This window comes from Desulfonatronum lacustre DSM 10312, assembly GCF_000519265.1.
GTDB lineage: Bacteria > Desulfobacterota > Desulfovibrionia > Desulfovibrionales > Desulfonatronaceae > Desulfonatronum > Desulfonatronum lacustre.
This window is the reverse complement of sequence record NZ_KI912608.1, coordinates 1,523,494-1,540,484: the sequence shown is the minus strand read 5'-3', so window position 1 is coordinate 1,540,484 and position 16,991 is coordinate 1,523,494. Positions and strand designations below refer to the sequence as shown.

The following is a 16,991-nucleotide window of genomic DNA, read 5'->3' as shown; positions in this document are numbered from 1 at the left end:
CTGTTTTATTTTAGATTGTTAGGTTGTTTTTTTGTGCTTCTGGCGGTTATCACTTCCTAGGGGTCTTCCCGTGTCATTGTCATGACAATAGGCTGAAAATCTTGCATGCCGGGAAGAACTCGTTTGATCCCATGTCGCTTTTGAGGCTTGTCGAGAGCCCGCTAAAGATTTTCGAGCAATGGCCGATAAGAAAGGTAAAGGGAAGATGGTGTTTTTGGCGCCCCGGTTGACTGGACAGCCTCTTTCCGACCTTTGAGGATATAATGTGAGGATACAGCCATGCGTGTGGATAATACTCTTGAGACTCGGTCATATGTGCCGGGCGACCTTGGCGTTGCACATGTGTTGAACGTGCCTGAAAGCGACAAGCTCGGCGCACTCAACCATGACAAGGGTCGCGATGAGCAGAAGGGCGATGATGCTCGCCGGAAAGGAAGAAGCGCCTTGATGGAGGCCATGGATGTGGCTGAAGAGCATCTGAAGGGAACCGGACTGAATGTTCGCCTGAAGGTCGCGGACAAGAGCGAGCGGCTTCAGGTGGAGGTGTTTGATCCGAAAACCAAGGAAGTCCTGCGGCGTTTTCCTCCGGATGAAATCATTCGGCTGGCCGAGTCCATTGAGGAAATGGCCGGCTTGATCGTGGACAGATCGCTTTAGGGCGTCCATTTGAAACTTGGTGCCGGTGAAGGCTCGAACGTCGATTTCGTGTTGCTTCGACCTTTCGGACTGGACGGTTCTTCCTTGTAGGGACTCCGGGAATAGGATAAGGAAAAATCCATGCCCGGAATCGACCTGCATACTCATTCAACGGCCTCGGACGGCACCCTGTCGCCCACGGAATTGATTCAGGCGGCAAAGAACGCTGATCTGGAAGCCATTGCCCTGACCGACCACGACACCACCGGCGGTCTCAAGGAGGCCGCCGCTGCGGCCGAAGCCGTGGGAGTGGAATTTATTCCCGGGTGCGAGTTGAGCGTGGTTTCCCAGAACGGCAACATGCATATCCTGGGCTACTGGATCCCCGTCGGACCCAGCAAGCTGAGCGAGACGTTGCGCTTTTTGCGGGACCGTCGGCATGAGCGCAACCATCTGATCATGGCCAAGCTTAAGGCCCTGGGCATGGATATTTCCTACGACGACGTTCTGGCCGTATCCGGTGGGGATGCCGTGGGCCGTCCGCACATTGCCCAGGTTATGCATGCCAAAGGCTACGTTCGAGAGCTGAGCGACGCCTTCAAGGACTACCTCGGTTCCGAGGGCAAAGCCTACGTTCCCAAGGAAAAACTTGGTCCCCGCCGGGCCATCGAACTCTTGAAATCCGTGGGCGCGACCGTGGTGCTGGCCCATCCGTTCCTGCTCGGGCTGAAGGGGGCGGATCTGCGCGGCGTGTTGAAGCAGCTCAAGGAATTTGGACTGGACGGCATTGAGGCCATCTATACGCTGCATCGGCCGGACCAGACACGGCTTTATCTCGATATTGCGCGGGACATGGACTTTCTGGTCACCGGCGGTTCCGACTTCCACGGCGCGGTCAAGCCGAATGTTCGGCTGGGCACTGGTTTCGGCGAGTTGTGTGTCCCCGCTTCCCTGCTGGCGACCATGAAGGAACACCGAGTCAAGCTGGGTCTGCCCGTTTAGCGGTCGTTCAGTTCCCGTCCTCTGTCCGGTCATCACCCCGTCTGCATTTGGGCACGGAAACTTTTTCCGGTACATTGTTCTTGCGGCTTCCTGACAATCCTTCCTCCTTGCATCCATGTCATCATCCCCGTTCCGTCCGGAACTGTTGGCCCCCGCGGGGAACCTCTCCAAGCTAAAGGTCGCGCTGCGTTACGGCGCGGACGCCGTTTACCTGGGCGGTCCGACCCTGAACCTCCGGGCCGGTGCCGGAGGCTTTGGCCAAGAGGTCTTGGCCCAGGCAGTGGAACTTGCCCGGATCGCAGACGTTCGGGTTTATTATTGTCTGAACGCTTTTCCTCTGGAGGCCGACCTGGATTCGGTCCGGAACACTCTGGAAATGCTTGGCTGTATGCCCCACGACAGCCGCGTTGACGGACTGATCGTGGCCGACCCCGGGGTTTTCGCCCTGGCCCGGAAGTTTTTGCCGGACATGCCCCTGCACGTCAGCACCCAGGCCAATACCGGCAACAGTGCGGCTGTAGGGTTCTGGCGGGATTTGGGGGCCAAGCGCGTCAATCTGGCTAGGGAGCTGACCCTGAAGGATATTCGCGGTGTACGGCGGGCCGTGTCCGAGAGAGCACCGGGCATGGAGCTGGAAATGTTCGTGCACGGAGCCATGTGTCTGGCCCTGTCCGGACGCTGCTCCCTCAGCGCCCACCTGAACGCCCGTTCGGCGAACAAGGGCGGCTGCACCCAGCCCTGCCGTTTCGCTTACAGGCCGCGCGCACTGGCTTTGACCGTGGAAGAGCAGCTTCGGCCCGGAGATGTCTTGTGGGAAGTGCTGGAGGGGGAGGACTTCACGGCTTTTTTCAGCCCCCGTGATCTGTGTCTGGTCAAATATTTGCCCTGGCTCCAACGCAACGGCGTCAATGCCCTGAAGATCGAGGGCCGGATGCGTTCCGCGGCGTATGTTGCGCTGACCTGCGACGTGTACCGTACGGCTTTGGAGGATTTGGGCCGAGGGAGTTATAGCCCGGACCGTTACCTGCGAGAACTCGGGGCCGCGTTGCACCGGCCCATGGATTCGGGCTTTTTCCTGCCCGGCGCTCCGGCCATGACGGCCAAGCGTTGGGAGTGCGGCGGCGACATGACCATGGTCGGACATTTGCTACGGCAGGATGGACCCGGACGCTGGACGACGCAGGTTCTGGATCGTTGGGAAGCGACCGGCCCCGTGGAATTGGTCCTGCCTGGCTTGCGTCGGCCGGTGCTGCGGCCCGGAGAGTACGGTCTGGAGAATGAGCGGGGAGACGCGATGTGCTTGGCGCATCCCGGGCAACGGGTGGTGCTGTGCTGTGAGCATCCGGAATGCGGTTCGGATATCTTTCTGCGCCAAATCCAAGATCGGACCAGGAAGCAGCCGCGATGACCACCCGGGTTGCCCTAGCCCGCCTGTCGTCCCTGGCCACGATCTCCGGGCATGATCGCTTTCAAGCCATCGGGCGGCACATCCTGGAGCAAAAGGCCGAAGACGCGGCCCAAAGCGCCCGTCTGCGCGAAATCCATGTCCTGCATGCGGGCGATGCCGATCCTCTGCACCGGATGCTCAATGCCTTGCAACCCGGAACCTACGCCAGACCCCACCGCCATCTCGATCCGCCCAAGTCCGAAGGGTTCGTGATTCTGCAAGGTGTGGCGGGCATCGTGCTGTTCGCGGAACACGGAGCGGATATATCGGAGGAGTATATTCTGTTGGATCAGGAGCGGGGGGATCTGATAGCCGACGTCCGGCCCGGCGTCTGGCACACCATCCTGGCCCTGGAACCGGACACCGTGCTGTATGAGGTCAAACCCGGACCTTATTCTCCGGTGACGGACAAGGATTTCGCGCCTTGGACCCCGGCGGCGGACAGCGACGCTGCGGGCGACTATCTGCGTGGGCTGGAACGGCGCTTCAGAATCGCTTGGGGACTTGAGTGAGAAAGACGGTCGCGATCAACTTGTGGCCATCTGCTCCAGACCTGTTTTATTCAACAGCTTGATGGTCCGGCCCTGAACCGCGATCAATCCGGTTTCCGACATTTTTTTGAGGGTCCGGGAGAGGGTTTCCGGAGTGGTGCCCAGCAGGGTGGCCAACTGGCCTTTGGTCACGTCCAACTCCACCTGGTCCGCGTGCGTCAGTTCCTCGCCGGCATGCAGCAGGTAGGCGGCCAGTCTGGCGGGACTTTCCTTGAGGGACAAACTTTCCACCAGCTTGGTCAACTGTCGCAGCCGCCTGGACAGATCGGCCAGCATGATCATGGCCAGGTTCGGGTCGTTGGCCAGGAGGCGGCGGATGGCCCGCCTCGGGAAAAAAAGCGTGCGGGTTTCCCGCAGAGCGTCCGCGTTGGCCGGGTAGGCGCCGCCGGAATAGACCGGCACTTCGGCAAAAATTTCACCCGGTCCGACAAAGTGGAGCACCTGCTCCTTGCCCTCGAAGGACATTTTATAGATCTTCACCTGTCCGGAAACGACGAGAAAAAAGCCCGCGGCGTCATCGCCTTCCGAAAAGATCAGATCACCGGGACGATAGGTTATGGGCTCGGCAATTCTGGCCAAAGCCTGAATCTGGCTCTCGGGAAGTCCTTGGAAAACCGGGCTTTGGCTGAGCAATGAGGTGGTGTCGTCAGGCATGGCGCTTATCCCCTTGATGTTCATGAAGCCGACTGTTCCGCGCCGACGAAGCGGACTCCGTATTTTTTCAGAAAGCGGATCGGATTGTAGGAGAGTTTGGCTTTGCGCAGGCCCTCGTCGTCCAGGTCCTGCTCGCGGTTGACGTATTCGAATCCGCTCGCCGCGTCGGCCAGGAACAGGTTGTTGATGGCCTGGTAGACGCCCTTGAACCTCGTATTGCCCTTTTCGAAGTGAATGACCACGGTGTCGGCGGTCAACGCTTCGGCCACGGTATACGCGACGATCTCGCCTTCCACCTCCAAAGCCCCGCCCATTAGTCCCGGAATCCGGTCCCACTCCTTGAGCACGCGCTCGATGGCCGTGTTTTCGGCTTCCAAAGCGTCGGAGTCGACGCATTCCTTCCAGGTGCACCAGTTGGACTGCATCTCCAGCACCCGTTCCACGCAGTCCATGTCCAGGGGATGGTAGACGGCTCGGTAGTTGCGCTGAAACTGGTGGAGCAGATTTTTTTTCTTGTGAAAGCGATTGCCCTTGAGCTCAATCAGTTCCGGGATGGAATAGACATAGTCCCACTGCCCTCGTGCCTCGCTCGAAATCATCTTTTCATCGAACGTCTTGCGCCATATTTCCGTCAGTTCCTCGGGAACGCGATGAAACGAGGCGTTGGCCAGACGCGGCCAGAGGGCGGCCCAGTCCACGTCGTTCCAGGGTCCCACGGGGGCCCAGAGCAACGGCTCCGGGTTTTGTTGGCGCAGCCAGACGAGATTCTCGTCAAACCACCATTCCAGGCCGTATTCCTCGGCCCATCCGAAAATATTGGCAAAACTGAGGTCCGACGTTTTTTGCGGACAGCGGTCCAGGAGAGCCAGGTAGCGCTCCTGGGCTTGCAATGTGATCTGCTGAAATTCAAGCGGCATGGTGGACTCGGGTTTGTGTTTCGTCATGAGCACGTTGGCGGTTATGGTTTGGAGCGGTCGGCTGAAAGAGCGGGATAACGTCGAAGTTGGGCGCGTTGCGATTTTGCGTGTCAGGGCTTCCACTCCTGGGGCCGGATATCCGTGCCGAGGGTGGCGACCAGAGCGGCGACCACCAGGCGATGGATTGTCCGGGCCGCTTCGGGAGCGATTGTTTCCAGTTCCAGAAACGCCTTCGGGGTAAGCAGAGCGATTTGTGCGGCGGACTCGGCTTGGTAGCCGTGGGGAGAACGCCAGGGGCCGTAGGCGGCGGGTTCGCTGAAAAAGGTGCCCGGTCCCAGAGTCCGCAACGTGCTGCTGCTTCCCGAAGCGTCCGTAATTCGCTCCAGGACCGCGCCTTGGCGCACGAACATCATTCCCGGACCAAGATCGCCTTGGTTGAGGAGCGTTTGGCCCGGCGCGAAGTTTCGAGATTCGAGGTATGGGCCGATCGTGTCGAGCAGGTTTTCGATTCGTTCCTGACGGTCCAATTCAGACAACAGATCGTCCGCCACGGTGTCGAAGAGTTCGTCCCGGTCGCGCTTGGCCTGATCCGATTGTTCGGTCATGGCGGCGTGAGCGGAGTGGATGATGTCGTCCTCGCACCATTCCAACGCCGCGTTGGCGTCGGGAAAGATTCTGTATGACCGGGTCAGTTCCTCCCCGCCGATTTGCCTGAGCAGGTCCGTGAACAGGTCCGGCGGGGCGGCGAGAAGGAAGGCGACGTTCCGGGAGGACATTCGTTGAGCCAAGCGGACGAAATTGTTGACAGCGGAGACGTCGAACCCGGAAACATCCCGGAAATCAACGAGAATGGAGTGCGTGGCGTCATCGTGCAATGCTTGCATGACGGACGTGGTCAAGGAGTTCACCGAGCCGAAAAAGAGAAAGCCGTTGAGTTTGAACAGGCGGGCGCCGTGCCCATGAACGCTCAACAGGTGCTGGTGAGGAATCGGCCGGGACTTGCGGCTGCGGCTCCGGGCGACCGTGGAGTCGGCCGTGATGGCCGGGATGCGGCTGATTTTTGCCGTGAACAGGGCCACCGTGGCCAAAAGGCCCAGCAAGACGCCATGGAGGTAGCCGAAAACGCCGATGGACGCGAAGACGGCGAGCACCACGGCGTAGTCCGCCCGAGGCATCCGCTTTCGGGTATCCACGATCCAGTCGGATATGAAGAACAACCCGATCAGAAGCAGGAAGCCGCCCAGAAGGGCCTTGGGAAAAATGGTCAGGACCTGCCCGCCGAAGAGCAGCGTCCCGGTCAGGACCAGCGCTGCGGTCAGTCCGACGATGCGTGTATCCGCGCCGGTTTTGAAACCGAGCATGGACAGGCTTAACGCGCTGTACCCGGCATGGGATCCCGTCAGGGCGGCCAGGGCGTTGCCCCCGCTGCTGACCAGCAGCTCCCGGTTCAGGTCCAGATCGCGACGGGCGGCCAACTCGATGCCTCCGGTGTTCAACAACAGACCGAGTAGGGCGATGAACGGGATGACGGCCAAGGTGGGAATTTCTCGGACAAGCGCGGCCCACTGGACATGTTGCAGATCCATCGGGGCGAATGGAGGCCAGATATTGGTCGAGGAGAAGGACGCGAACAACAGTCCGAGTTCCCGGGCTTGGGCCATGTCCAGGCCGAGGAGCGGGAGGGCCGCATGGTAGAGAACCAAGGCGACGACCATGGAACCGGGGAGGATCAGGAAGTGAGACCAGCGGCGCAGGCCAAAAAACAGCAGCCCGGCGTAGACGACCCCAGGCGTCCAAAACGGGAGGATATCTCGGGACAACAAGGACGGCAGGGCGTTCCACGACAGGGAGATTCCGGTCATCACCTCCAGGCTGCCCTTGGTCAGCAGCCATCCGGTCCCGGCGAGAAAGCCGGCCACCACCGGGTAAGGGATGAACCGAACGTAGTCGGCCAGCCTTTTTTTCGCGGCCAGGAAGAAAAAGGCGGCCGTGGCCAGGGTGGAAAGCATCAGGGCCGCCACCACGGTGATGAAGGCCTCTTCCGTGTGTCCCGCGCCCAAGGTGGCGGCGATCCCCGCCGCCGCTCCGGTAAATATGGCCACCGGAGCATCTTGCGGCAGGTTGACGTTGGGACGAAAACCGCTGAACAGGGCCGTTACCGCGAGCAGCACCGCGCCCCCGGCCAGAGTCAACCCCATGCCGCGCTGGGCGTGGGATTCCAATGGGCCGGAAAAGATCATCGCGGCCAAGGAAATTTGGATCACGATCGCCATCAGGCTGATGACCAGCCCGATGCTGATGCCGGCCAGGGCCTTGGGCGATCCCAGGTCAGTTAGAATATCCCTTGGTAAGAACGATGGTTTGGCCATTGGATGCGACGTAAAGAGGTTGTGGGCTGAGGAGTGCGGTCTTTGGCTTGAAAAACTCGTTAGAGCCGCATGAACGTGTAATTAGGCCCGAATCACGGATTGCGCAAGGCTGCGCCTGGTGGATCATCACGGCGTGGTTTTCGAGTCTCCATTCTTCCCCTTGCTAAATCCACGGCGATCACTATAGTATTGTTTCCCTTTCGGGGGCGCCCTGGTTTCGACGGGGATGATGAAACCACGGCTGCAGGCCGAGGTGCTGCGAGGCCTCGTAAAACACGCAGCAGGCATTCAACTGCCAACGATCACGAATACGCCCTGGCTGCTTAAGACAGCCAGCGTTTCTCCGGCCCATCGCCTGGTAAGCCGATAGAAGCGACGACACTTCAGGCTGGCGTTGATTCCTTTGTTCGTCGGGAGTCAAAGCGAGACACAGACGAACTGGCCGCGGGGCCGCCCGGACAGGGGCACTCCCCAAGGCGAGAACTTAAACCTGTCCTAAGCCTGTAGACGTCGCTGGCGGACCGTTCTCGGACGGGGGTTCGATTCCCCCCGCCTCCACCATCTCACCAAAAGCCAACCCATCACTCCGCGTCATGCGGGGGGATGGGTTTTCTTTTTTCCGTGAAATTACCAGCTGGTTAGCAGTCCGTTGATAATCCCAAGTGCTGCGTCGCTGCAAAAGTTCAAATACAAAATTTCTGTTCCTGCGTTTGTTGAAATTTGGATTACAAAAAAGCCTGTCTGTTATTCGACAGGCTTTTTTATGAAGAATTGTGTGTTTTTTATTTTTACATGAGTATCAGTTGTCTTCGTGAAAATATGCGCATGTTGAGCATATTAATATTTGATGAGTTAGCGTGCATTACGAACATATCGTATAAAATGATATTTATAAGCCATTTCATAGCGCATGCTGCCATTGCTGAAATCAATGACCCATGCAGAAGCATTTTTATATGGCGCAGATGACCAATAACCTTCATTTCTTACAACCATCATAGATTTACAAGCTGAATTGTAAAGATTGATTAATTCTCCTTTGCTTGGTAGTCGCCAGTCAGAATGACCACCAATTTTAATATCAGCAGTATGCATTGCACGAGTCCATTCACCAGCAGATAGACCTTGTTGCCACATAAGCCCTATATTGTTGTCCGTCACGGTTCCATCTCCGTTGTCCACGCACTGCTCGGCAAAAGATGTGGAAGAGATAAACAGCATTGCCAGACAGAAAATGAGCGCCACTGCCGCTGTTCCAAAGATATTCCTGGACATTGTTTTCATAATAATTCCCTTTTATTGGTTAATAGATTTTTCGTACACTATTTGAGTATTCCAAAAAATCCGAAATAAAAAAGTTCTCAACAACTCACCACCTTCGTTCTACATTTTTTCTCAGAACTTCCCCCCTTATTCGTTTACTTGTGATTGCTTTAAAAGCATATCTAGCACATTTTATGCCATAATAGAAACAATATAATTTCAATGTCTTGTCAAAACACCAATTCGCTTCGACAACTTTGGTTGCGCAAAATTTGTTGGCAGTGACAACTTCCTCGATCTCCTTGCAATACAAGTTGATGGCATTATGCTGTCACCATGATTCCCATGGTGATTGACACGAATGTTTTCGTGGCGGGTTTGCGTTCGGCACGGGGCGCTTCGCGTGAGGTGTTGCGACGTGCGTTGACGGGGCGTTATGAGCCTTTGTTCGGCAACGCGCTGTGGCTTGAGTATCGCGTTTTGCTGGATCGCCCGGTGTGGGGCGACGCAACTTCGGCGACGGAGCGTCTTGGGGTTTTGGCGGCTCTGGCGCAACGCGGCCGTTGGGTCACAATTTATTACGGCTGGCGGCCAAGCTTGCCGGACGAGGCCGACAATCACCTGATCGAGTTGGCCTTGGCGGCTAATGCCGAGGCGATTGTTACGCATAATGTGCGGGATGTTGGCTGTGGCGAGTTGCGCCTCGGCTCGCTGCGCATCCTGACGCCCGCGCAATGTTTGGAGGAATGGCCATGAGCAGTACATTGACGATCCGTTTGCCCGACGATACGGCGCAGCGCCTGAAGGCGCTTGCCAAGAGCCGTGGCTTGAGCACGAACAAGCTGATTGAGGAGTTGAGCGCGCATGCGCTGGCGGCCTGGGATACGGAAAACCATTTTCGGGCCTTGGCGGCGACGGGTGATGTGAACCGGGCGCTGGAGATTCTGGAGCGGCTGGACGCCGAGGATAATCAGGCAGGTGCATAGCGCGCCTGCCTCGCTGTCCCGCCCGCCGCGACTTGCCTGCCGACAAGCACCAACGCGCCTCGTGTTGTCAAATATAAAATGCAAGACCTGACCCCTCGGACAACAGCTTTGATCTGCTGTCGCATATCGGGCGTGACTGTGTCGGTGCGGTCCAACTCTGTCCGATCGAAAGAGACCCTCCCCCACAGTCCATGACATTGACGCCACTCCCATCACCGATGATCAGATAGCCGGGAATGCTCACCCTTTCAACGGACTGCTAAAGATCCGGATACTTCCAGGGAACCGGGATGTCCTTGAAGGAGCACACGGTGATGTCCTTGGCCAGGGAATAGGATTCTCTCCCCGGGTAGATAATCCAGGCATGAGACAAGTTCAGGTCCTTCATAGCGGTGGTCAGGCTTTTGGTCCTTCCAGGAGCATCCGCATACTTGAACTCAATCCCCCAGTTCCGCCCTCCATGCTGCCAGAAGAGATCGAGTTCGGTTCCCCCGTGGGTGCGGTAGAAGAAAAGCTCCTCGTTCCGCTTGTTCAGGGCGAAAGCAATGTTTTCAAGGGCGAATCCTTCCCAGGAAGCGCCTAGCTTTGGGTGCGTGTGCAACTGTTCATGGGAGAAAATCGTCATGAAGCCATGGAACAGTCCCGAATCCCGCAGGTAGATCTTTGGTCGTTTCACAAGGCGTTTGGAAAGGTTCTCGCTCCATGGTGCAAGAAGACGGACCATGAACGTTCCGGCAAGAATCTCCAGATACTTGCGCACGGTCATATCGGAAATGCCGAAGGACCGGGCCAGTTCGGAGTAATTGAGTTCCTGGCCGTGGTAGTGGCTGATCATGGTCCAGAAACGGCGCAATGTCGGTGCGGGGATGGAGATGCCCAGTTGCGGGATGTCGCGCTCCAGAAAGGTGGAGACATAGTGTTCGATCCAGAGGAAGGCCTCATGGTCACCCGGAGCGAGAAAGGCCCGAGGGTATCCTCCTCGCAGCCAAAGGGTTTCCATGTCATCAACATCCTGAAGTTGGAATCCCCCAAGATGATAGTACCCGATCCGGCCCGCAAGGCTTTCACTGCTCTGCTGCATCAGATCACGTGATGCGCTGCCCAGGATCAGGTATCGCTGATCGGTTTGGTAATCGACAAGGACGCGGAGCAGAGGGAATAGATTCGGCCGACGTTGGATTTCGTCGATCACGATCAGCCCCTTCAACCCTTCAAGCGTGAGTTGCGGTGTCTCGAGGCGCGCAAGATGGCGGGGATTCTCGAGATCAAAGAAGTGGTCGGAAGCGAAGGTCCTCGCCAGCGTCGTTTTGCCGCATTGGCGGGCCCCGAGAATGGCGGAGACAGGAAACAACGCCATCATCTGTTCCAGTCGCTGGGAATCAGTGGTTCGCTGGATCATCTAGTTATCCTTGAAATTTCATAGTGCAAGTATGATTTTTCAATGAAAAAGTCAAATGGGGAATCCAGGAGCGCCGTATCGCGTCCTGTCAACCATATCGAACCTGTCGCTTAGTTCTTCTGGTTTGTCGAGTGGTTTCGAGTATATTTGGCTCAAATCGGCAAAATCGTTTGACTTCGTGCGTAATCCCTTTGTAAATGAGAAAATTTTTAGCCTGGGAGAGATTCGTCCAGTCTCTCCCGTTTCGCCTCTGGCGAACGTGGCAACAAGCAAAGCGTCCGTGGAGCATGACAGTGTGTTGAAAAGCCAGATTCTGCAGGCTGTTCAAAAAACCCGAAGGAGCAACGACGGGCCATGAACCATGTGATCCATAACAGCATCGTGAATTTTATCTGGGGCATCGCCGACGACGTGTTGCGCGATGTCTATGTGCGCGGCAAGTACCGTGACGTGATCCTGCCGATGACGGTCATCCGCCGTCTCGACGCGCTTTTGGAGCCGAGCAAGGAAAAAGTCCTCGGCATGAAGAAACAGCTCGACGGAGCCGGAATCGCCAACCAACACGCCGCGCTTTGCCAGGCTTCCGGCGAGGCCTTTTACAACGTCTCGCCATTTACGCTGCGCGACCTGAAAAACCGCGCCAGGCAGCAGCAGCTCAAGGCCGACCTGCTGCTCAAGCCGCAAGCCGGAACCGGTGCTGGACCAACTGAGCAACATCATCAAGACGTTCAACGACCAGTTCGGCAATATCGATTGGAAGGACGGCGACAAGATCCGCAAGGTCATCGCCGAGGAGATCCCGGCCAAGGTAGCCGCGGATTCGGCCTACCAGAACGCCATGAAGAACAACGACAAGAAGACCGCCCGGATCGAACACGACGCCGCGCTGCAACGCGTCATGATCGACCTCTTGTCCGACCACACCGAACTGTTCAAACAGTTCAGCGACAACCCGTCGTTCAAGAAATGGCTGGGCGACACCATCTTCGGCGTGACATATCAACAACAGGCCGATCAATCCGTAACGGGGGCGGGCTATGGACGTTAGCAGTCCGTTGAGGCGGTTACGCATAATGCGCGGGATTGTTGGCTGTGGCGAGTTGCACCCCGGCTCGCTGCGCATCCTGACGCCTGCGTAATGTTTGGAGGAATGGCCATGAGGAGGACATTGACGAGCCGTTTGCCCGACGATACGGCGCAGCGCCCTCGCCGTCCCGCCCGCCGCGACTTGCCTGCCGACAAGCGCACCAACGCGCCTCGTGTTGTCAAAATATTAAATTACAAGACCTGACCCCTACCACGCGGTTTACTCAACCCGGGATGATCGGGGAAACTCCGTCTTCCCCCTTGACTTTCTTACCAAGGATGTCCCCTATTGCCTCTCCTGCCGGTGTCAAAGGAACTTCAGACCTGACCAATCCCCCGATTGCCTTCTCATGATGGCGGCTCCTCCCGAACAATCATCTGTTTTTCCACCTTGCCGTCACGATAGACAACCAAAGGGGTTTGTGTCCGCAGCGCCAGTTCACGAGCTTTTTTCGCAGCCCGTTTCAGTGCTGCAGCCGTATGCAGCATATCCTGGTCCCGAGGGGCTTGTTGCTCCGTCATATTTTTTCCTCCAACAAGACCGGCACATCTCTGGAATGATCAAAAAACTGCCAGAAGTCTACGCGGTCACGGTATAAATCGCGAAAATACCGCCAGCCTGCTTCATAACGACGACGGATTATAGCTTCCGGAATATTGTGGCCACCCTTTCCCGCTCCATTGGGGCCTGCGATAATGATGATTTTTTTCTCTGACCCGTTCGGTCTCTCTGCTTTTGTCATATTCCTCGTGTTTGTCGCATGTGAGGATCAATCCCTTTTCGGCTTGATGTACTCTGAGTCATATCCATGTCAACTTGATTCGAACTCGATGATGAGAAAGGCTCTGCAGTAAGGTCACACTCCCCTTCGTTGCCCATTCATAGCCACCAATGAGGATATCGACAATCAGACGACAAGTTGGGCCTGTCCTGCGCACTGCTGGGTTTGAGCGGGGATGCGCTGTGGGCGGACCGTTCACTGTTCGGGAGGATTCTGGAAACGTTCGTCTATCAGGAGTTGCGACGTTTGAAGTACATATCAAGAGCTTCGTCGGCGGCATCGTCCCATATGATTGCCTGTTCGGCCCTGCTCTTGCGTGGCATGGTGGATGGGTGTACTTCTCCCCACTGGTCGGCGGTTCACCCAGGCGTCGCCGCCCCTTTTGGGGAGCTAAACCCGCCATCCATCCTTCCAAAAACTCGACACCTATGCAGCGCGCCGAGTCGGAAGTCGGCGACCACCGGCACTCAAGACGTTGAGCAAGGCGCGTCAGCGAGGATGTCATGTCAAAAAATCCATTGCCTTTCGGGGTGAACGACATTGGTGCGTTCGCCCGCTCTGTGCGCAAGTCCCTGGACGGTTTGGAACGTTCTCCGAGCCACGTGGAGATGCTGAACCTGCTCGCCAGGGCTGGGGGCTTTCGCAACTTCCAGCACTTCAAGGCCCGGCACGAGGCCGGCACGAGCCTGCAAACCTTTCCTCCTGTCCAGGCCGAGGTCGACTACCGGCTCGTCAAGCAACTGGTGCGCCTGTTCGACGACAACGGGCGCCTCGTCCGCTGGCCCAAGAAGTTCACCCTTCGCATGTTCTGCCTGTGGGCGCTCTGGTCGCGCTTTCCGGCCAGGACCTCCATGACCGAGCGGGAGATCAGCGACTGGCTGCAGGAGCGCCACTGCTTCGGCGACCACGCCCTGCTCAGGCGCGAACTCGTGGATCGGAGGTTGGTGACCCGCACCCCGGACGGCCGGGTGTATACACGGATCGAGCAAAGACCTCCTGCCGAAGCCGCGGCCCTGTTTGAACAGCTCCGCAAATAGCCAACCCGCGCGGAACGCGTCGAAACAACAGCAGGAGGCCGCACAACCGGCCTCCTGCTTGATCAATGATACCCTCTCCTGTTGCGGGCCCCTGGATTCGACATTGAAAGGAACCGGAGGGCTTGGTTCGTTGATGCCAGCCATACTCGCTGTAGTTTCCGGCTTGGCGCTTCTGCTTTGGAGCGCCAACCGTTTTGTGGAGGGCTCGGCCTCCACCGCCCGCCATTTCGGCATGCCGCCGCTGTTGATCGGCATGGTGATCGTCGGTTTCGGCACCTCCGCGCCGGAGATGGTGGTTTCGGCACTGGCTGCCTCGCAGGGCAACCCGGGGATTGCGCTTGGCAATGCCTATGGCTCGAATATCACCAATATCGCTCTGATTCTGGGGCTCACGGCTCTCATCAGCCCCATTGCCGTCCATTCGCAGGTCTTGCGCAAGCAACTGCCCACTCTCACCATCGTGACCGCCCTGGCCGCATGGCAGATTTGGGATGGAGAGATCACCCGGTTCGATGCGGTTGTGCTGCTTGCGGTATTCGGTGGGCTGATGACCTGGACGATTTGGCAGGGGCTGCGAAAAAAAGAGGATTCGTTGGGAAGTGAGATGGAGCAGGAGCTTGAAGTCAGCGCCATGCCACTCCGCCGGGCCGTCTTCCGGCTTGTTGTCGGGCTGGTGCTGCTGATTGTCAGCTCCCGCGTCCTGGTCTGGGGCGCGGTGGAGATCGCTCATGGATTCGGAGTCAGCGACCTGATCATCGGCCTGACCATCGTCGCGGTGGGCACCTCGCTGCCGGAACTGGCTTCGTCACTCATTGCAGCCGGGAAGGGCGAACATGATATCGCTCTCGGCAACATCCTGGGGTCCAACCTGTTCAACACCCTGGCCGTGGTGGGGATCGCCGGCGCGATTCATCCGCTGGCGGTGGGTCCGGAAGTCTTCAATCGGGACATGCTGGTCATGGCCGCGCTGACCCTGTCGCTGTTCGTTATCGGCTACGGGTTCCGGCGGCGGGGGCAGGGTCGTATAAACCGCATCGAAGGCGCGGTGCTGCTGGCCTGTTACGTGGGCTATACGGCCTACCTGGTGAATACGATTTTCAGCCAGCAGGCATAGTGCGGTTCGATTCTTGTTTTGGGGACCGAACCGGCGTCCGAAATCCGGATACGAAGTTGTCGCGGTTGAGATCCAAATACCGATTTCGCGAGTTTTGCTTGATCGAAGCTGAGAGCCTTCCCATCAAAGGGTTTGACCAGGAAATCGGATGCATCTGCTCCGAGGCTTTCGGCCACAGGTCTTTTCAGCCTTATTGCTGGTTGTCATGAACCGACGGATGCGGGCTTCACGCTGATGGTTTCCGCGATGATCGTTCCCAGGTTGCGCACGCCGTTGTCGAGATATTCATCGAAAGGCAGTCCGCAACTGATGCGGATGCAGTGGCGGTAGGCATCGGTGTTGGCGCAGATGATGCCGGGCAGAACGGCGATGCCGGTTTTCAACGCCCGGCGGAAGAGTTCGAGGCTGTCGACCCTTCTGTCGAGCTGCACCCAGATGGTCAGGCCCCCTTGCGGCGCGGAGATGCGGGTTCCCTTTGGGAAATGGCGCGCCACGGCGAGAGTCATGTCGGCCATCTGGCGCTGCAGCTTGGTCCGCAGCTTGCGCAGATGTCGTTCAAAGACGTCTTGACTCAGATAGCGGTAGACCGCTTCCTGGGTGAGGGTCGGCGACGAGATGGAAAGGTACAGTTTCAGACGCCGCACTTTTTCCAGAAATCGGCCCGGCATGCACCAGCCCACGCGTAGGCCCGGGGCCAGAGTCTTGGAGAACGAGCTGCAGTAGAGCACCAGTCCCCTGGTGTCGAAGGACTTCAAGGTCGACGGTCGCGACCGGCCAAAGTAGAGTTCCCCGTAAATGTCATCCTCGATAATGGGGATTTGCCGCTCGTTGAACAGACGCACCAGCGCGCGTTTTTTGTCGTCCGGCGGCACGAACCCCAGTGGATTCTGGAAATTGCTGTTGAAGACGGCGGCTTTTACGGAGTTGTGGTCCAGCGCCGATTTCAGGGCCGAAAGATCAATTCCATCGGTGGGATCCGTAGGAATCTCCAGGGCCAGCATGCCCAAATCCTCGATCAGTTGCAGGTACCAGGGGAATGTCGGCGATTCAACGACGATGACGTCCCCTTTTTCGGCCACCGCCCGCAGGCAGGTGGCCACTGCTTCGAAACACCCGTTGGTGATCAGGATGTCTTCGGCCTGAATACCGTTGACCAGGGCCGTATAGCATTGCGCCAGGCATCGCCTCAATCCCAGGTGCCCCATGGGGTGTTCGTAGACCGCGATCAAACCTGCCAAACGGTCCTGGGAGACGGATTTCACGCATCGGGCCAGGGCTTTGCCCGGCATCAGCTCGGGCGACATCACCGATCCCCCCAGTTGCAGGATCTCCGGATCGCCCATCGCTTCCAGGATGGCGAACGCCAAATTGTTGATGGTCACGCTGCCGGGTTTGGTTTCCGTCTGGCGTGTCTGCGGCGGCGGCAGGATCTGCTCGCGTAGCGGTCGGATGAAGTACCCGGATTTGGGGCGAGAGGCGATCATGCCGCGCCGCTCCAGTTCGAGCAAAGCCTGGCAGATGGTGGAAATGCTCAGCTGCGTTTTGGCGCGCCACTTTCGAATTGAGGGCAGCCGTTCGCCGGCGTGATAGGTCCCGCAGCGGATGCTGTGTTCGATTTCATCTGCCAGCGTCAGATAGCGAAATTCCGGCACAGCTTGCTCCCATTCCATCTGTACTGCATTTATTTATGATTTTTTGTATCTGCCCCTGTTTATCTGAACAAGCTATGGTTCCGCAACATATTTCGA

At 57.7% G+C, this 16,991-nt stretch carries 17 protein-coding genes, 1 other RNA gene and 1 pseudogene; 11 read left to right on the top strand and 8 right to left on the bottom strand.

The features are described 5' to 3' along the window. The first annotated feature begins 342 nt into the window (after positions 1–342). The 4 genes from DESLA_RS22350 (at position 343) to DESLA_RS0107260 (ending at position 3,597) form a co-directional block, all read left to right on the top strand. Positions 343–657, top strand: coding sequence for a flagellar protein FlaG (locus DESLA_RS22350; protein WP_169732606.1), 315 nt, complete (start codon positions 343–345; stop codon positions 655–657). A gap of 120 nt (positions 658–777) precedes the next feature. Next, the gene (locus DESLA_RS0107270) at positions 778–1,638 is read left to right on the top strand and encodes a PHP domain-containing protein (protein ID WP_028571934.1); all 861 of its coding nucleotides are present in this window, start codon (positions 778–780) and stop codon (positions 1,636–1,638) included. 115 nt (positions 1,639–1,753) lie between these two features. Then, entirely contained in the window at positions 1,754–3,046 is a 1,293-nt protein-coding gene (locus DESLA_RS19295; RefSeq protein ID WP_051434472.1) for a peptidase U32 family protein, read from the top strand. After that, complete coding sequence (locus DESLA_RS0107260; protein WP_028571933.1) at positions 3,043–3,597, top strand: WbuC family cupin fold metalloprotein; 555 nt, start codon at positions 3,043–3,045, stop codon at positions 3,595–3,597. Before DESLA_RS19295 ends, DESLA_RS0107260 begins: the two co-directional genes overlap by 4 nt. Before the next feature lie 15 nt (positions 3,598–3,612). Here DESLA_RS0107260 and DESLA_RS0107255 read toward each other — a convergent pair whose 3' ends face one another. The 3 genes from DESLA_RS0107255 to DESLA_RS0107245 form a co-directional block, all read right to left on the bottom strand. Further along, positions 3,613–4,290 carry a Crp/Fnr family transcriptional regulator gene (locus DESLA_RS0107255; RefSeq protein WP_028571932.1) on the bottom strand — a complete coding sequence of 226 codons (678 nt, stop codon included), beginning with the start codon at positions 4,288–4,290 and terminating at the stop codon, positions 3,613–3,615. A gap of 20 nt (positions 4,291–4,310) precedes the next feature. Beyond that, the gene (locus tag DESLA_RS0107250) at positions 4,311–5,207 is read right to left on the bottom strand and encodes a DUF2156 domain-containing protein (RefSeq protein WP_028571931.1); all 897 of its coding nucleotides are present in this window, start codon (positions 5,205–5,207) and stop codon (positions 4,311–4,313) included. Between the two features lie 110 nt (positions 5,208–5,317). Further along, the gene (locus DESLA_RS0107245) at positions 5,318–7,576 is read right to left on the bottom strand and encodes an SLC26A/SulP transporter family protein (RefSeq protein ID WP_028571930.1); all 2,259 of its coding nucleotides are present in this window, start codon (positions 7,574–7,576) and stop codon (positions 5,318–5,320) included. Positions 7,577–7,778: 202 nt separating this feature from the next. Here DESLA_RS0107245 and ssrA point away from each other — a divergent pair. Continuing rightward, positions 7,779–8,137, top strand: a transfer-messenger RNA (tmRNA) gene (gene ssrA / locus DESLA_RS22345). Between the two features lie 291 nt (positions 8,138–8,428). Here ssrA and DESLA_RS22340 read toward each other — a convergent pair. Beyond that, positions 8,429–8,860, bottom strand: a complete 432-nt coding sequence (locus DESLA_RS22340) for an Lcl C-terminal domain-containing protein (RefSeq protein WP_084031950.1) — start codon at positions 8,858–8,860, stop codon at positions 8,429–8,431. A gap of 324 nt (positions 8,861–9,184) precedes the next feature. Between DESLA_RS22340 and DESLA_RS0107240 the strand changes: the two genes are divergently transcribed. Together DESLA_RS0107240 and DESLA_RS0107235 are read left to right on the top strand one after the other, a co-directional pair. Then, the gene (locus DESLA_RS0107240; protein ID WP_211239043.1) at positions 9,185–9,595 is read left to right on the top strand and encodes a PIN domain-containing protein; all 411 of its coding nucleotides are present in this window, start codon (positions 9,185–9,187) and stop codon (positions 9,593–9,595) included. Next, the gene (locus DESLA_RS0107235) at positions 9,592–9,825 is read left to right on the top strand and encodes a ribbon-helix-helix protein, CopG family (protein ID WP_211239042.1); all 234 of its coding nucleotides are present in this window, start codon (positions 9,592–9,594) and stop codon (positions 9,823–9,825) included. Before DESLA_RS0107240 ends, DESLA_RS0107235 begins: the two co-directional genes overlap by 4 nt. Before the next feature lie 259 nt (positions 9,826–10,084). Here the strand turns inward: DESLA_RS0107235 and DESLA_RS0107230 are convergent, their stop codons facing one another. Continuing rightward, the gene (locus DESLA_RS0107230; protein ID WP_028571927.1) at positions 10,085–11,224 is read right to left on the bottom strand and encodes an ATP-binding protein; all 1,140 of its coding nucleotides are present in this window, start codon (positions 11,222–11,224) and stop codon (positions 10,085–10,087) included. A 354-nt stretch (positions 11,225–11,578) separates the two neighbouring features. On the opposite strand from DESLA_RS0107230, the pseudogene DESLA_RS22335 reads away from it, so the two are divergent. Next, positions 11,579–11,830 (top strand): annotated as a pseudogene (locus tag DESLA_RS22335) (type I restriction-modification system subunit M N-terminal domain-containing protein); the annotation flags it as partial. 88 nt (positions 11,831–11,918) lie between these two features. Further along, positions 11,919–12,272 carry a hypothetical protein gene (locus DESLA_RS0107220; protein WP_028571925.1) on the top strand — a complete coding sequence of 118 codons (354 nt, stop codon included), beginning with the start codon at positions 11,919–11,921 and terminating at the stop codon, positions 12,270–12,272. Between the two features lie 386 nt (positions 12,273–12,658). Here the strand turns inward: DESLA_RS0107220 and DESLA_RS22855 are convergent, their stop codons facing one another. Then, positions 12,659–12,832, bottom strand: coding sequence for a hypothetical protein (locus DESLA_RS22855; protein WP_156932902.1), 174 nt, complete (start codon positions 12,830–12,832; stop codon positions 12,659–12,661). Further along, complete coding sequence (locus tag DESLA_RS22850) at positions 12,829–13,053, bottom strand: hypothetical protein (protein WP_156932901.1); 225 nt, start codon at positions 13,051–13,053, stop codon at positions 12,829–12,831. The genes DESLA_RS22855 and DESLA_RS22850 overlap by 4 nt, the downstream gene beginning before the upstream one ends. A 542-nt stretch (positions 13,054–13,595) precedes the next feature. Here DESLA_RS22850 and DESLA_RS0107205 point away from each other — a divergent pair. Beyond that, a complete protein-coding gene (locus DESLA_RS0107205) occupies positions 13,596–14,129 on the top strand; it encodes a DUF2087 domain-containing protein (protein ID WP_028571924.1) in 534 nt (177 codons plus the stop codon). A 103-nt stretch (positions 14,130–14,232) separates the two neighbouring features. After that, a complete protein-coding gene (locus tag DESLA_RS0107200) occupies positions 14,233–15,243 on the top strand; it encodes a calcium/sodium antiporter (protein ID WP_435050749.1) in 1,011 nt (336 codons plus the stop codon). A gap of 203 nt (positions 15,244–15,446) precedes the next feature. Here the strand turns inward: DESLA_RS0107200 and DESLA_RS19290 are convergent, their stop codons facing one another. Continuing rightward, entirely contained in the window at positions 15,447–16,895 is a 1,449-nt protein-coding gene (locus DESLA_RS19290; protein WP_169732605.1) for an aminotransferase-like domain-containing protein, read from the bottom strand. Between the last annotated feature and the right edge of the window lie 96 nt (positions 16,896–16,991).